Here is a 14,734-nt window from a genome sequence, read left to right on the forward strand (position 1 = left end):
GTCGTCTTGACAGGGGATCCCGGTTGGTGTATGATGAAACCAAATGAAACTGCTTTGATCCTTGAGGACAGAGACGGGAATAGCGCGACATGCACGAGCCAGGTCTTTTTCTTCTGCTTTCATCCGGAGGAAAGGGACTTTTTTCGATTGGAGGCAAGAAGCGGGCCAGGCCGTGCGGGAGGAAGGAAGACCTGATGGACCGGAAAAAAACCATACGGAGTTTGCAGGAAAAAAAGGGGAACAAGGAAAAGATAACGATGCTGACGGCATACGACTACACCATGGCCAGCATTCTGGACCAGGCAGGTGTGGACGCCATCCTGGTGGGGGATTCCCTAGGGATGGTCGTCCAAGGGAAGGACACCACCCTGGAGGTGAGCATGGACCAGATGGCATACCATTGCCGCTGTGTGGCGGCAGGCGCCCGGTCCGCCCTATTGGTGGGGGACTTGCCTTTCCTTTCCTACCACATCAGCTTGGAGGAGGGGATCCGGAATGCGGGAAGGCTGGTCCAGGAGGGAGGCGTCCACTGCGTGAAGCTGGAGGGTGGCCGGGAGATGGTCCCCATGGTGGAAGCGATCCTGCGGGCCCAGATTCCCGTGATGGGGCATATCGGCCTCACCCCCCAATCCGTCAATGCCCTGGGAGGATTCAAGGTCCAAGGCCGGGAGGCGGAGAGGGCCAAGGCATTGGTGGAGGACGCCTTGGCGCTGGAAGCGGCGGGCGTCTTCGCCCTGGTGCTGGAAGCGGTTCCCGCATCCTTGGCCCGGGAAATCACAGGAAAGCTGGAGATTCCGGTGATCGGCATTGGAGCGGGAAAGGATTGCGACGGACAGGTTCTGGTGGTCCATGACATGTTGGGCCTGTATGCGGACCACACCCCCAAATTCGTGAAACGGTATGCGGAACTGGGGGAGGCGGCCAGGAACGCGGTGCAGTCCTATGTCCGGGAAGTGTCTTCAGGCGCATTCCCCGAGGAAAGGCACAGTTTTAAAGGATGACAGGAGGAGAAGGATGTTGTTGATTGAAACCGTCCGGGCTTTGGAGGCCTGGAAGAGGGAGGCGGGCAGGAAAGGAAGGAGTCTTGGCTTCGTCCCTACCATGGGGGCCCTCCACGAAGGGCACCTGTCCTTGATCCGCCGGGCAAAGGAGGAGAATGACCTGGTGGTGGCCAGCGTGTTCGTGAACCCGACCCAGTTCGGTCCGGGGGAGGACTTTGAAAGATACCCCAGGAGCCTGGAGCGGGATTGCGACCTGGCATCCGGAGCGGGAGCCGACGTGGTGTTCCATCCGGATGCCAGGGAGATTTACGGGGAAGGCCATTCCACCATCGTGCGTGTGGAAGGGGAGCTTGCGGGGGTGCTTTGCGGAAAGGCGAGACCCGGGCACTTCCAGGGGGTGACCACCGTGGTGAACATCCTTTTCAACATCGTTGGGCCGGATAGGGCCTATTTTGGACAGAAGGACGCCCAACAGTCCCTGGTGGTGCAGAAAATGGTCCGGGACCTGAAGATTCCGGTGGAGGTCCGGGTCTGCCCCATCCTGCGGGAAGAGGACGGCCTGGCCATGAGTTCCCGCAACGCCTATCTCCAGCAGGAGGAGCGGAGGCAGGCGGTCCGGCTCCACAAGGGTCTGGAAAAGGCCGGAGAAGCCTTCGGGGCGGGAGAACGGAATCCGGAGAGGCTGCTGGAACTGGCCAAGGAAGAAATCCGCAAGGCACCCCTGGGAGAACTGGAATACCTGGAGCTTCTGGACGGAAGGGATTTGAGGCCGGTGGAACGGGCCGCGGCAGGGGACCTGATGGCCGTCGCCGTCCGTTTCGGCAAGACCCGTCTGATCGACAACATCCTCCTGGAGGGGGAAATGGAAAGGAGAACGCCATGCTGCTGAGCATGTTCAAAGGAAAGCTGCACCGGGCCACGGTGACGGAAGCGGACCTGAATTATGTGGGAAGCATCACCATCGATACCCATCTGCTGGAGGCAGCGGACATCCTGCCTGGAGAGCAGGTGCAGGTGGTGAACCTGAACAACGGGGAACGCTTCGAGACCTATACCATCGAGGGGGAGTCCGGGTCCGGCGTGATCTGCGTCAACGGAGCCGCAGCAAGGCTGGTCCAGAGGGGAGACAAGGTGATCATCATCGCCTACGGCCTGATGGACAGGGAGGAAGCCAAGACATTCAAGCCCAGGATCCTTGTCCTGGACGAAGGGAACAGGATCGTGGACATCAAGGACCGGGAGGAACACGGTAGAATCTATTGAGGAGGTTGCCTATGAAACACTTGATCATCACCGCTGGCGGCACGGAAGAACCCATCGACCGTGTACGGGGCATCGTCAACAAGAGTACGGGCCGGGTGGGAGCACAGGTCTATCGGAGCCTGGCGGCCGGCCTGCAGGAAAAAAGGGAACAAGGATGGTCGGTGGAAGCGATTACGGTCCATTATGTCCATGGGGAAAGCGCCATGATACCCGCACCGGTGGAAGGCCTGCCCGTTGTGTTCTATCCGGTAGCGGATGTGAAATCCACCTTGGGCGTGCTGAAACGGATCATGGATCTCCAGAGGGTGGACTTCGTGGTCCATGCCATGGCGGTCTCCGATTTTGCCCGCTCATACCTGGTGGAGAAGAAGATGCTGGTGGACGAGCTTTACCAGGAAGTGATGGACAAGGTCATTGCGGGCAAGAGCGGCAAGGAGATCAGGCAGGCCATCCAGCATGTGATGGACGCACCCAAAGGCAAGTTGGATCCGGACGGAAAAGTCCCCTCCGACAGCGACCTTTTCCTCTCCCTGGACTTGACCCCCAAACTGATCCACATCTTCAAGAAGATCAATCCGGACCTCTTCCTGGTGGGATTCAAGCTGCTGCAGTCCGGCAGCGAGGAGCAGCTGGTGGAAGCGGCGGTCGGCCTTGCCGAGCGGAACGGATGCGACCTGGTGTTGGCGAACAACCTGGACGAGGTGGGACCTGAGAAGCACAAGGCCATCCTCGTGGAGGCGGGCAGGGTCAAGACCTGCTTCAACACCAAAGAAGGGATTGGAGACGGCATTGCCGCTGAAATCCTGGAAAGGCTGTGAGCCGATGCAGGGGCTGAACATCGTCGTAGGGGTAAGCGGCGGCATCGCCTGCTACAAGGCGGTGGAGCTGGTGGGCGCCCTGGTGAAGCTGGGACACCATGTGGATGTGGTCATGACCAGAAACGCCGAGGAGTTCGTAACTCCCCTCACTTTCCAGACCATGTCCAGGAACCGGGTGGTCCGGGGAATGTTCGACAAGGTGGACAGGTATGACACGGAACACATCTCCCTGGCCAAAAGGGCCCAGGTGTTCATCGTGGTCCCTGCCACCGCAAACATCATTGGAAAGATTGCCGGGGGAATCGCGGACGACATGCTGACCACAACGATCATGGCGGCAAAGTGCAGGAAAATAATTGCTCCCGCCATGAACACCGCCATGTGGGAAAACCCCATCCTTCAGGAGAACTTGGAAAAGCTGCGCCGGCACGGCTATGAGGTTCTGGGAACCGCATCCGGAAGGCTTGCCTGCGGCGACCTGGGGGAAGGGAAGTTGCTTCCCTGGGAAGAGATCCTGGAAATTGTCGTCGGAAAGGCAGTGATGCTTGATAGGACCGATCAAATCCAAACGAATCATTGATAAATGGTTTCCGCCGGCGGACGGTGGGACCAAAGGGAAAACGGCCATTTCCACCTCCAACATCGCCTGTTGGAGGTTTTTTCAACTGGCAGGACATGTGGAAAAGACAGGGAGGAAACACGCATGGATAAGACGACAGGATACAGGGAAGAAGCTGTCCTGGTGGTCAGCCACGGCACCAGCCACAAGAGCGCCAGGGAAAAAGCCATCCAGCCCATGGAGGAACTGGTGCGGCAGACCTTTGGGGACTGGAGGGTGGAAACGGCATACACTTCCGTCGCCATCCTGAAGAAACTGAGGGAGCAGGGCGTCGGCTGCAGGAATCCGGAGGAGGCCCTGGAGATGCTTTGGGGGGAAGGATTTAGGAAGGTGGCGATCCAACCCCTGCACCTTGTGGGCGGATACGAATTCGACAAGGTAGGAAAAGCCGCGGCCAGGATGGAAGCCAAGGGAATGCGCGTTTGCTTGGGTGCGCCCCTGCTGGACAGCGGGGAGGACTACATGCAGGTTCTGGATGCCCTTCAGGACAAGATCCTGGAGGAAAAGGGCGGCATGACCCTTCTGGCGGGACATGGCACCAGCCATGAGGCCAACAGCGTGTATGGACAACTGGAGTCCCTGATGCATGCCAGGGGATGGCCGGCCCTGATGGGAACCTTGGAGGAGGGTGTGGAAGCGGTCCTGCCCAGACTGGGAAAGGCGGAAAGGGTCCGGCTGCTCCCGTTCCTTCTGGTGGCGGGGGACCATGTGATGAACGACCTGGCCGGCGGGGAGGAACATTCCTGGTCCAGTATCCTGAAGGAAAGGGGAGTTGCGGTGGAATGCGTGCTGGAAGGGTTGGGGGAAAATCCTGGAATCCGGGCCATCTATCTGCGGCATCTTGAAAAGGCTCTGGACGGGCTGGCGGATGGAGCGTCTTGAGGATCTCCCGGAACGGAGGCGGCTACCCACATCCGCAATTTTGTGGTAACATGGAGACGGTGGAAAAGATTTCCCGCCTGGTGACGGAAATGAGGAAGGTCCGGCACCATTACGGGCAAGGGGCTGTCGCAAGGCAAGGGATCGAATTTTAGCATGGAGGTGGAAATGTGCACATTGGTGTTGTAGGCATCAGCCATCAGGAGGGCGGTGTTGAAATCCGTGAAGCCTTCTCCTTTACGGAATCAAAAAAGATCGAATTCCTGAACCTGCTGCTGGACATGGAGGTGGAAGAGGCGGTTGTCCTGGGCACATGCAACCGCAGCGAGGTGTACTTCACCACAGGGAACCTTGAAACAGCCAGCCAGGTGAAGGGGGCCTATCTGGAATTCTTCCGGGCCTGGCCATTGGAACCTTTCCTTTTCGAAAAGAGGGACAAGGAAGCCGTCGCCCATCTGTTCAGGGTGGCGGCGGGGCTGGACTCGGTGGTGCTGGGGGAAGACCAGATCCTTTGCCAGGTGAAGGATGCCTGGGAGCTTGCCGGGGAAACAGGCGCCAGAAAAAAGGTGATGAACCGTGTTTTTCTGGAAGCGGTCACCTTCGCCAAGAGGATGAAGGCCGCCTATCGGATCGGCGAGACGCCCCTGTCCATCCCTTCCGTGGCGGTGAAGCTGCTGGGGGAGGAGCTGGACCTGACCAAGGCCCAGGTGCTGGTCATCGGGGCGGGGGAAATGGGCCGGTTGGCCATCCGGTACCTGGCGGCCGCAGGAGCCGCCAGGATCCATGTGAGCAACCGCAACCGCTGCAAGGCGGACGACCTGGCGGCCACATGCCCCCAGTGCCGCACCGTTCCCTATGAGGAACGCTATGGAATCCTGGGGGAGATGGACGTGGTGGTGTGCGCCACCAGTTCCCCCCACATCATCCTGAACAGGAAGGAATTCCCTCCCAGGAAGAAGCCTGTCCATCTGCTTGACATGGCCGTGCCCATGGACATAGAACGGTCCATCGGCGAATTGCCGGGGGTCGTGCTGTGGGATGTGGACGATTTCCAGGCAAGGTCCATGGAGAACAGGAAACAGCGGGAGGAAGCCGCCAGACAGATGGAGTCCCAGGTGGAGGGCCAGGTGGAGGTCGTATGGGAATGGCTGGCCAAAACCAGGGTGGACCCCATCATCGCCTCCTTCCATGATGTCTGCGACCAGTCCAGGGAGGACACCATGCGGACAATCCGGAAGAAGATCCCGTTGAACCATAGGGAATACCTGCTTCTGGAAAAGCTTCTGGACAGCGCCATCCGCCGGGTGGTCCGGGAACCCATCCGCCAACTGAAAGCCCTGGAGGATGTGGAGGAAATGGACGCCTACAAGGCCATGATCCACAAGCTTTACGACTGGTAAGGAGGGACGGGAATGCTGCCGGTGATGCTGGATTTGAGGGACAAGGAAGTTCTGGTGGTGGGTGCCGGTCCGGTGGCTCTGGGACGGACGAAGAAGCTGTTGGAAGGGGGAGGGACCGTGACGGTGGCAAGTCCCGCCTTCCACCCGGAATTCGAGACCCTGGCGGGGGTGGAGCTGGTCCGGGAAGCGTACCACCCCCGCCAACTGGAGGGAATCCGTCTGGTGGTGGCCGCCACAGGCGACCCTGAAGTGAATTCCCGGGTGGCTGCGGACTGCAGGGCCAGGGGGATTTTCTGCAACCGGGCGGACCTGCCGGAAGGGTCCGACTGGGGATTCATGGCTTGCTTCCATAGGGGAGATCTGGTGGTGGCGGTCCATACGGGAGGAAAGAGCCCGGCCCTTGCCAAAAAGATGATCCGGGACCTGTCCCGCACCTACGACGAATCCTTTGGAGAAAAGCTGGAACTTCTGGGCGCCCTGCGCCGTCAGGTGCTGGAAAGGGAAAAGGATCCGGCCACAAGGAAGGCGGTCCTGAACCGGGCTGTGGAACTGGAAATCGAAGCTTTGAAAAAACACTTGAAGGATGGATGAGGGATGGAAATCACCGTAGGAACCAGAGGGAGCAAACTGGCCCTGGCGCAAACGCAACAGATCGTAGGGACCCTGGAGGAGGGAAACCCCGGGCTCACCTGCAGGGTGGTGGTCATACAGACCCTGGGGGACAAGGTCCAGGACCGTCCCCTATCCGAAGTGGGCGGAGCGGGGATTTTCGTGAAAGAGCTGGAAAGGGCGCTCCTCCTGGGCCAGGTGGACCTGGCCGTCCACAGCCTGAAGGACATGCCTTCAGCCCTCCACCCGGAGCTCCGGCTGGGGGCGTTCCCCAGGAGGGAAGACCCCAGGGATGTTCTGGTGGTGGGAAAAGGGGTGGGCAACCGGAATGGGTTGCCTGTCCGCGCCCGCATCGGCACCGGCAGCATCCGAAGACGGTGGACGCTTGGACAGCTCCACCCGGAATGGGAAGCGGTTCCCATCCGGGGGAACGTGGACTCCAGGCTTGCCCGTCTTGAGGGGCCCAAAGCCCTGGACGGTGTGGTCCTGGCCATGGCCGGATTGAACCGTCTGGGGATGGGCACGGGAGGGGAGCGGTTCTTTCTCCCCTTTTCCGTGGAGGAATCGGTCCCTTCCCCCTGCCAGGGGATCCTGGGCCTCCAGCACAGGAGGGGGGACCATGGGATGGAGCGGCTCCTGACCGCTGCGGACCATGGGGACACCAGGCTTCAGGCGCTTTGCGAGCGGGCGTTTCTGGAAAGCGCAGGCGGAAGCTGTCATGTCCCCATCGGAGCGTACTGCAGGGTGGAGAAGGACGGCCTGGTGCTGGAGGGGCTGTTGGGGGACGAGAACCTGCGCAAGGTCGTCCGCCGCAGCGGTTCCGTCCGTTGGGAACAGGGAAACAAGGAGGAACAGTCCAGGGCCCTTGGAAGGGATTTGGGTCTGGAATTGCGGCAGGAGGTGGGATTATGACGGGAACGGTGTATCTGGTGGGGGCGGGACCAGGGGATGAGGGGCTGTTGACATTGCGCGGCCTGGAATTGCTGGAGTCCGCCCAGGTGGTGGTCTACGATTACCTGGCGAACCCCCGGTTCCTGAAGCATTGCAGGGAAGACTGCGAAAAGATCTATGTGGGAAAGAAGGCGGACAACCACACCATGCCCCAGGAGGAGATCAACGCGCTTCTGGCGCAAAAGGCCAGGGAAGGGAAGCGGGTTGTCCGTCTGAAGGGAGGGGACCCCTACACTTTCGGCCGGGGAGGGGAAGAGGGGCTCCATCTGCGGGCCCAAGGCGTCCCCTTTGAAGTGGTTCCCGGTGTGACCTCGGCCATCGGCGGACTGGCCTACGGGGGAATCCCTGTCACCCACCGGAATCTGGCCTCCTCCTTCCATGTGATTGCAGGACACCTCTCCAAGGAGCACCCCGAAGGGGAGGAAAAGCGGTATAGGACCTATGGGGAACTGGAAGGCACCCTTGTGTTCCTCATGGGAGCAAGGAATATCCACAGGATTGCAGCCCGGCTCATGGAAGCAGGGAAATCCCCCACAACTCCGGCGGCTGTGCTCTACAGGGCGACAACCCCCCGGCAGGAGGTGGTGGAGGGGACCCTGGAAACCATCGGTGCCCTGGCACACAGGGAGGAGAAGCCGGGGTTGCTTGTGGTGGGGGAAGTGGTCCGGCTGCGGAAGGACCTGGATTTCCTCTCCCGAAGGCCTTTGTTCGGGAAGAAGATTCTGGTGACCAGGGCCGACCGCCAGAACGGCGGCACCTTGGAAGCCGTCAGCCGCCTGGGGGGATGGGGCGTGGAATGGCCCACCATCCGGATCAGGCCGGTCCCCGAAGGGATGGAGCTTTTGAAGGTCCGGATCCGGGAGATGGAGGGCTACAGCCATCTGGTGTTCACCAGCCAGAACGGCGTGGAGCTTTTTTTTCAGGTCTTGAAAGGGATGGGCAGGGACGCCAGGCATCTGGGCAAGGTGAAGGTGCATGCTGTGGGGAAGGTGACCGCCCAAGCCTTGGACAGGCAGGGGATCCTCTGCGACACCGTGGCGACCACCTTCCATTCGGAGGCCTTCGCCAGGGACTTGCTGTCCCAGCTGGAGCCCGGCCAGAGGGTGCTGGCCCCCAGGTCCAGGAACAGCCGCCCGGTGATGGTGGAAAGACTGAAGGACCATTGCATCCTGGAGGAAGTCTTCCTTTACGAGACGGTGGAGGCCGAGCTGGAGGAGGGCCGGGTACTGGAGGACCTGGAGGGAGCGGACTATGTCCTGTTCACCAGTGCCTCCACTGTGGAAAATTTCCACAGGCAGCTGGAGCGGAGGGAACTGCAGGTGCCCCGGAACCTGGGGCTGGTCTCCATCGGTCCTGTGACCAGTGAAGCGATCCGGGGGTTCGGCCTGGAACCCCTGTTGGAGGGGGATCCCCATACCATCGAAGGGATGATGGAACGGTTGGTCGCCCATGTGGAAAAGGAGAAGGGAGGGGCATGAACATGGAAAGAAGGATGCCTGCAAGATTGCGGGGCAGCGCGCAACTTAGGGACATGGTGCGGGAAAACAGGATCGACATGTCCGACATCATCTGCCCCGTGTTTTTTGTGGAGGGCAAAGGGATCAAGGAAGAGATCCCCTCCCTGCGGGGGCAATACCATTATTCCGTGGACGCCTTCCTGAAGGACCTGCCGGAACTGAAATCCAAGGGCATCCGCGCCCTCCTGCTGTTCGGCGTTCCCAAGGAGAAGGACGCCCAGGCGGATTGCGCCAAGGACGCCGGCGGGGTGGTGCAAAGCGCCCTGCGGGCGCTGAAGGAGGCGGATGGGGGGATGCTGCTCCTGACGGACGTATGCCTGTGCCAGTACAAAAGCGACGGCCACTGTTGCTTCTTCCATGGGGACGGGCACATCGACCGGGAGAAGACCCTCAAGGTCCTTGTGGAGGCTGCCCTCAGCCATGCGCAGGCGGGGGCGGACATCCTGGCCCCCTCCGACATGATGGACGGGAGGGTGGGAGCCATCCGGGAAGCGTTGGACGAAGGCGGCTATTCCCATGTCCCCATCATGGCCTACAGCGCAAAATACGCCTCCTCCTTCTACGGGCCGTTCAGGGATGCGGCCCATTCCGCCCCCGGCTTCGGGGACAGGAAGGCTTACCAGATGGATCCCGCCAACAAGCGGGAAGCCCTAGTGGAGCTCCTGCTGGATGTGGAGGAAGGGGCTGACTTCCTCATGGTGAAACCAGCCATGCCCTACCTGGACATCATCCAGGATGCCCGGCAGAACACCCGGCTTCCGGTGGCGGCCTACCAGGTCAGCGGGGAGTACGCCCTCCTGAGAAACGGATTCGAACAGGGGATCCTGGAGGAGAAGGGGTTGTTCGAAAGCCTGCTCTGCATCAAAAGGAGTGGAGCGGACTTGATCATCACCTATTTTGCCAAGGATGTCCAGGAATGGATTGGCAGATACCAGACGGAAGGGAATTGCGTATGATGGATACGGCTAGATCGGACAAGCTGTTCGAACGGGCACGGGAGGTCATTCCCGGGGGGGTCAACAGTCCCGTCCGGGCATTCGCCTCCGTGGGAAGGCATCCGCTGTTCGTGGAAAGGGCGGAGGGGGCCCGGGTCTGGGATGTGGACGGCAACGCCTTCATCGACTACATCGGGTCCTGGGGCCCTTCCATCCTGGGACACGCCAGTCCTGTGGCTTTGGAGGGGATCGGGGAGCAGGCGCTGAAAGGGACCACCTATGGCTTGCCTACGGAACTGGAAATCCAGATGGCGGAGCAGATTGTGGAGGCTTTCCCCGGCATGGATATGGTGCGCATGGTCAATTCCGGTACGGAAGCGACCATGAGCGCCATACGGCTGGCCAGAGGCTTCACGGGACGGGAGATGGTGGTCAAGTTCGAGGGCTGCTACCATGGGCATGCGGACCAGCTGCTGGTGAAGTCCGGATCCGGTGCCCTGACCCTGGGGATCCCCACCAGTGCTGGGGTGCCCGGGGAAAGCACCAGGAACACGCTGGTGGGAAGCTACAACGACCTCCAGGGTCTGGAGGAGCTTTTCAGGAACAACGGCGGGAGGATCGCCGCCGTGATCATGGAGCCTGTTCCGGGGAACATGGGGGTGGTGGCACCCAGGGAAGGGTTCCTTATGGGGGTGCGAAGCCTTTGCGACCGCCATGGAAGCCTGCTGATCTTCGACGAGGTCATCAGCGGTTTCCGGTTGGCCTACGGTGGCGCCCAGACGGTGTACGGAATCCGTCCGGACATCACCTGCCTTGGAAAAATCATCGGCGGGGGGCTGCCGGTGGGCGCCTATGGCGGCCGCCGGGAAATCATGTCCAGGGTGGCTCCGGCCGGGGACGTGTATCAGGCGGGAACCCTGTCCGGGAATCCGCTGGCCATGCGCATGGGACTCCAGGTGCTCCGGCACCTTGCGAAGCACCCGGAGTTCTACCGGGAACTGGAGGAAAAGGCGCGATTCCTGGAGGAGGGTTTTGGCGCCAACCTCCGGCGCTGTGGTGTGGAGGCAGCCGTGAACAGGGTGGGGACCATGGTGTGCCAATTTTTTGCCAAGGGCCCGGTGGAAACCTACCGGCAGGTGATGGAATCCGACACGAAACGGTATGCCGCCTATTTCAACCGCATGCTGGAACAGGGGATTTTGATGCCCCCCTCCCAATTCGAGGCCCTCTTCCTTTCGGGCGCCCATGAGGAAAGGATGTTGGAAATGACCGTATCCGCCCATGGGAAGGCCATGGAAACCCTGGCGGAATTGTAGAAAACAACTAAAATGCAGGCCTGCAAACTGTGGCATATTGACAAAATTACGAACTGGACGAGAAAAGACTTTATTATTCCGGCATTTTTTGCTATAGTATATATTGACCGAGAATTTAATATTCGTGAAAATGGATGCCAAAGCCTTCCTTGCCGCACGTTTGAAAAATCAAACGTGAAGGAATGGCTTTGGCATAATTCATATCATGCCCAAAAAGTGTATACAAAGTACGTTTTAGGGCCGTTCGGGATTGAAATTTGCAAGTATTGAAATAAAAAATTTCAAAAAACACTTGCAATCTTTTTGGAGTTGGTATATGATAATAATATCACAAAGCATTGTTAAGCAGTTGTCAAAATATACGAACCTGTTTGCAGTCGAAAGGAGAAGACACAATGGATCAAAGCGTTATGGACAAGATGATTCTGCCGGAGGAGCTGAAGGCGCTCTTGGAGAAGAGCAAGAACAAGATTGTGGTGCCTGAAAGCAGAACCCATCTTTTGGAATTGGCCATGGGTTCCCAGGATGAAAAGGACTTCATCGAAATCGCCTACGAGGTGCCTGGAAAAGGCCGCGTGGTGGAAGCCACGGTGGCCAAATGCAAGAACGGCTGCTCCGTAAACTACATGGACATGTACATGCGGCGCAGGGATCCGGACAGCATGGTGGTGGCCGACGAGAAGGATACCGACAAACCCAGGTATGAAGAGGTGTTCGAAGCGGACTTCGAGCCCATCCGGAAGGAGACTTTCGAATGGCTGGAGGAGCAGGACCTGATTGTGATGCCCTTCATGGCCGGCGGAAACTCCTTCGGATATCAGGCGTTGCTGGTGGGCCCTCTGAACGCCGGGTTCTTTGCTGGAGGCCTTGCGGACCTGCAGACCTTCATCCCCAAGGGGGAGCTTCCCGACAACTTCACCCCCAAAGCCGTGATCTATCTGGCGCCCCCTTTCAGACACACCCATTTCGACGGCAAGCAGATCGTCGTACACAACCGTCTGGACGACATGCACGAGCTGTTTTCCTACAACCTGTATCCGGGTCCCAGCGCCAAGAAGGGCATCTATGGCGTGCTCCTGAACATCGGCGAAGGGGAAGGCTGGGTCACCGCCCACGCCTCCACGGTCAAGGTGGTCACCCCCTACGAGAACATCATCGTCATCATGCATGAGGGAGCCAGCGGCGGCGGCAAGAGCGAGATGCTGGAGCAGCCCCACAAGCAGCCGGACGGAAGGATGGTGCTGGCGACGAACAGCATCACCAAGGAGAAGACCTACATGGAGCTGGTGGACGAAAGCACCCTGCTTCCCGTGACGGACGACATGGCCCTGTGCCATCCCGCCCTGCAGAACGACTCCAAGAAGCTGGTGGTCCAGGACGCCGAAAACGGCTGGTTCCTGCGGATCAACCACATCGACAAATATGGTACGGACCCCCATTACGAGCGTCTGACCATCCACCCCAAAGAGCCTCTGATCTTCCTGAACATCGACGGTGTGCCTGGAGCCACCTGCCTGATTTGGGAGCACACCATGGATGAAAACGGCAAGCCCTGCCCCAACCCCCGTGTGATCATGCCCAGAAGCTTCATCCCCGGCATCGTGGACGAGCCGGTGGAAGTGGACGTCCGCAGTTTCGGCGTGCGCACCCCCCTTTGCACCAAGGAGAACCCCACCTATGGCATGATGGGCATGGTCCAGGTGCTGCCTCCCGCCCTGGCATGGCTGTGGCGGCTGGTGGCTCCCCGCGGCCATGACAACCCCAGCATCGTGTCCGGAGACGCCATGGGCAGCGAGGGTGTGGGGTCCTACTGGCCCTTCGCCACAGGCAAGAAGGTGGACCAGGCCAACCTGCTCCTGGAGCAGATCCTGAACACCTCCGCCACACGCTACATCCTGATCCCCAACCAGAACATCGGCGCCTACAAGGTGGGCTTCATGTCCGAATGGATGACCAGGGAATACATCTCCCGCAGGGGAAGCGCCAAGTTCAGACGTGAGAACATGGTGCCCAGCAGATGCGGCCTCCTGGGCTACGCCCTGGAGACCATGAAGATCGACGGCCACTACATGCCCAAAGGATTGCTGCAGCCCCAGCTCCAGCCGGAAGTGGGAACGGAAGGCTATGACGCAGGCGCCAAGATCCTGGACGATTTCTTCAAGAAGGAACTCCCGCAGTTCCTGGAGCCCGGACTCAACCCCCTGGGAAGGGAAATCATCGAGGCCTGCCTGAACAACTGCAGCCTGGAAGAATACGAAAAATTCATCCCCATCCAATGGTAGACCAATAGACTGACCGAAAACAGCAAGGCATGCGGCCTTGCTGTTTTCGGTTGTATAAAAGGAGAAGCAATGAAAAAGAGCATTTTCATCTCTGATTTCGACAAGACCATGACCGAACGGGACTTCTACTGGATCATCCTGGACGAGTACGCAGGACCCGGGGCGGATGCGTTCTACCATCGTTGGATTGCACAAGGGAAGATAGGACACGCCTTCCTGAACGGCGTGTTCGACATGCACACCTTCAGCCCCAAGGAGCACGAGGAAATCTTGGGAAAGATCAAACTGGACCCCCATCTGCCGGCGTTCTTCCGCTGGTTGGAGGACAAGGGAACGGATTTCCTGATACTGAGCGCAGGCCTGCGCTACTATGTGGAGCAGCTCCAGGAACGGGGACGGCTCCCCAAAGTGCCGGTCATCTCCAATCCCGGTACCTTTGCGGAAGGCAAGTTCCGGATCGAACCTGATCCGAATGTATGGTTCTATTCCGATGTGTACGGGGTGGACAAGGAGAAGGTGGTGGAAACCTACAAGCGTTCCTACGAGACCGTTGCCTTCGCGGGGGATTCGGAACCCGACTTCAAGGCGGCGGTTGCCGCCCATGTCCGTTTCGCCAAGGGGAGCCTGGTGGACCTCCTTCGGGAAGGCGGATATGATTTCCATCCTTTTGAAACTTTTGCGGAAATCCAGGAGATCCTGGAGGAGATCGGTTTCTCTTGACAGGAAACCGGGAAAACAGTAGTATGGCCGTAAGGAGGTGTTGCCGATGTTGGAGGAAAGAATGCTGGAACAGAAGACCTGGGCCGTGGTGGGCGTGAACAAGGACCATTCCCGGTACGGAAACATGATCTACCACAAGCTGAAGCGGCATGGGTACACGGTTTTTGCCGTGAATCCACGGCATGACCAGGTGGACGGGGATGTCTGCTATCCCAGCCTGCGGGACCTGCCCCAGAAGCCGGATGTGGTGAATGTGGTGGTGGGTCCCGCCCGCACACTGGACCTGTTGGAGGAGGCCGCTTCCCTGGGGATCCGCTACATCTGGCTGCAGCCGGGGACCTATGACGACAAGGTCATGGCAAGGGTCCTTGATTTGGGATTGCTGTCCGTGCATGCGTGCGTGCTGGTGGCCGTCCGCTAGGAG

At 59.5% G+C, this 14,734-nt stretch carries 15 protein-coding genes; all 15 read left to right on the forward strand.

All coding sequences use genetic code 11. The features are described 5' to 3' along the window. The first annotated feature begins 194 nt into the window (after positions 1–194). The 15 genes from panB (at position 195) to GXN74_RS00590 (ending at position 14,731) form a co-directional block, all read left to right on the forward strand. Positions 195–1,001 carry a 3-methyl-2-oxobutanoate hydroxymethyltransferase gene (gene panB / locus GXN74_RS00515; RefSeq protein WP_162368953.1) on the forward strand — a complete coding sequence of 269 codons (807 nt, stop codon included), beginning with the start codon at positions 195–197 and terminating at the stop codon, positions 999–1,001. A 13-nt stretch (positions 1,002–1,014) separates the two neighbouring features. Beyond that, on the forward strand, positions 1,015–1,890 hold the full coding sequence (gene panC / locus GXN74_RS00520) for a pantoate--beta-alanine ligase (RefSeq protein ID WP_162368954.1): 876 nt from the start codon (positions 1,015–1,017) through the stop codon (positions 1,888–1,890). Further along, on the forward strand, positions 1,881–2,264 hold the full coding sequence (gene panD / locus GXN74_RS00525; RefSeq protein ID WP_162368955.1) for an aspartate 1-decarboxylase: 384 nt from the start codon (positions 1,881–1,883) through the stop codon (positions 2,262–2,264). The genes panC and panD overlap by 10 nt, the downstream gene beginning before the upstream one ends. 11 nt (positions 2,265–2,275) lie before the next feature. Then, positions 2,276–3,082 (forward strand): phosphopantothenoylcysteine decarboxylase domain-containing protein, encoded by an 807-nt coding sequence (locus GXN74_RS00530; RefSeq protein ID WP_162368956.1) that lies wholly within the window; start codon positions 2,276–2,278, stop codon positions 3,080–3,082. After that, the gene (locus tag GXN74_RS00535) at positions 3,054–3,662 is read left to right on the forward strand and encodes a flavoprotein (protein WP_246208531.1); all 609 of its coding nucleotides are present in this window, start codon (positions 3,054–3,056) and stop codon (positions 3,660–3,662) included. The genes GXN74_RS00530 and GXN74_RS00535 overlap by 29 nt, the downstream gene beginning before the upstream one ends. A gap of 123 nt (positions 3,663–3,785) precedes the next feature. Further along, positions 3,786–4,583 (forward strand): sirohydrochlorin cobaltochelatase, encoded by a 798-nt coding sequence (locus tag GXN74_RS00540; protein WP_162368957.1) that lies wholly within the window; start codon positions 3,786–3,788, stop codon positions 4,581–4,583. Between the two features lie 167 nt (positions 4,584–4,750). Beyond that, the gene (hemA, locus tag GXN74_RS00550; protein WP_162368959.1) at positions 4,751–5,980 is read left to right on the forward strand and encodes a glutamyl-tRNA reductase; all 1,230 of its coding nucleotides are present in this window, start codon (positions 4,751–4,753) and stop codon (positions 5,978–5,980) included. A 12-nt stretch (positions 5,981–5,992) separates the two neighbouring features. Next, a complete protein-coding gene (locus GXN74_RS00555; protein ID WP_162368960.1) occupies positions 5,993–6,571 on the forward strand; it encodes a precorrin-2 dehydrogenase/sirohydrochlorin ferrochelatase family protein in 579 nt (192 codons plus the stop codon). Between the two features lie 3 nt (positions 6,572–6,574). Further along, positions 6,575–7,501: a hydroxymethylbilane synthase gene (hemC, locus tag GXN74_RS00560; protein WP_162368961.1), complete on the forward strand. Its 927-nt coding sequence runs from the start codon at positions 6,575–6,577 to the stop codon at positions 7,499–7,501. Continuing rightward, positions 7,498–9,018, forward strand: a complete 1,521-nt coding sequence (gene cobA, locus GXN74_RS00565; protein WP_162368962.1) for a uroporphyrinogen-III C-methyltransferase — start codon at positions 7,498–7,500, stop codon at positions 9,016–9,018. The genes hemC and cobA overlap by 4 nt, the downstream gene beginning before the upstream one ends. A gap of 2 nt (positions 9,019–9,020) precedes the next feature. Continuing rightward, a complete protein-coding gene (gene hemB / locus GXN74_RS00570) occupies positions 9,021–10,013 on the forward strand; it encodes a porphobilinogen synthase (RefSeq protein WP_343032776.1) in 993 nt (330 codons plus the stop codon). Beyond that, a complete protein-coding gene (gene hemL, locus GXN74_RS00575; protein WP_246208532.1) occupies positions 9,974–11,308 on the forward strand; it encodes a glutamate-1-semialdehyde 2,1-aminomutase in 1,335 nt (444 codons plus the stop codon). Before hemB ends, hemL begins: the two co-directional genes overlap by 40 nt. Positions 11,309–11,703: 395 nt before the next feature. Then, complete coding sequence (locus GXN74_RS00580; protein ID WP_162368964.1) at positions 11,704–13,590, forward strand: DUF4914 family protein; 1,887 nt, start codon at positions 11,704–11,706, stop codon at positions 13,588–13,590. Between the two features lie 69 nt (positions 13,591–13,659). After that, positions 13,660–14,310 (forward strand): MtnX-like HAD-IB family phosphatase, encoded by a 651-nt coding sequence (locus GXN74_RS00585; RefSeq protein WP_162368965.1) that lies wholly within the window; start codon positions 13,660–13,662, stop codon positions 14,308–14,310. A 46-nt stretch (positions 14,311–14,356) separates the two neighbouring features. Beyond that, positions 14,357–14,731, forward strand: a complete 375-nt coding sequence (locus tag GXN74_RS00590) for a CoA-binding protein (protein ID WP_162368966.1) — start codon at positions 14,357–14,359, stop codon at positions 14,729–14,731. The last annotated feature ends 3 nt before the right edge of the window (positions 14,732–14,734 follow it).

The sequence above is a fragment of the Anaerotalea alkaliphila genome, assembly GCF_010179735.1.
In the GTDB taxonomy this organism is placed as follows: Bacteria; Bacillota; Clostridia; order Lachnospirales; family Vallitaleaceae; genus Anaerotalea; species Anaerotalea alkaliphila.

Excerpts from the sequence above, each read along its gene's own strand:
- GXN74_RS00555 (WP_162368960.1), top strand. The coding sequence starts at position 5,993 with ATGCTGCCGGTGATGCTGGATTTGAGGGACAAGGAAGTTCTGGTGGTG.
- GXN74_RS00580 (WP_162368964.1), top strand. The coding sequence starts at position 11,704 with ATGGATCAAAGCGTTATGGACAAGATGATTCTGCCGGAGGAGCTGAAG.
- GXN74_RS00585 (WP_162368965.1), top strand. The coding sequence starts at position 13,660 with ATGAAAAAGAGCATTTTCATCTCTGATTTCGACAAGACCATGACCGAA.
- hemL (WP_246208532.1), top strand. The coding sequence starts at position 9,974 with ATGGATTGGCAGATACCAGACGGAAGGGAATTGCGTATGATGGATACG.
- GXN74_RS00590 (WP_162368966.1), top strand. The coding sequence starts at position 14,357 with ATGTTGGAGGAAAGAATGCTGGAACAGAAGACCTGGGCCGTGGTGGGC.
- GXN74_RS00540 (WP_162368957.1), top strand. The coding sequence starts at position 3,786 with ATGGATAAGACGACAGGATACAGGGAAGAAGCTGTCCTGGTGGTCAGC.
- hemB (WP_343032776.1), top strand. The coding sequence starts at position 9,021 with ATGGAAAGAAGGATGCCTGCAAGATTGCGGGGCAGCGCGCAACTTAGG.
- hemC (WP_162368961.1), top strand. The coding sequence starts at position 6,575 with ATGGAAATCACCGTAGGAACCAGAGGGAGCAAACTGGCCCTGGCGCAA.
- panB (WP_162368953.1), top strand. The coding sequence starts at position 195 with ATGGACCGGAAAAAAACCATACGGAGTTTGCAGGAAAAAAAGGGGAAC.
- panC (WP_162368954.1), top strand. The coding sequence starts at position 1,015 with ATGTTGTTGATTGAAACCGTCCGGGCTTTGGAGGCCTGGAAGAGGGAG.
- GXN74_RS00530 (WP_162368956.1), top strand. The coding sequence starts at position 2,276 with ATGAAACACTTGATCATCACCGCTGGCGGCACGGAAGAACCCATCGAC.
- panD (WP_162368955.1), top strand. The coding sequence starts at position 1,881 with ATGCTGCTGAGCATGTTCAAAGGAAAGCTGCACCGGGCCACGGTGACG.
- cobA (WP_162368962.1), top strand. The coding sequence starts at position 7,498 with ATGACGGGAACGGTGTATCTGGTGGGGGCGGGACCAGGGGATGAGGGG.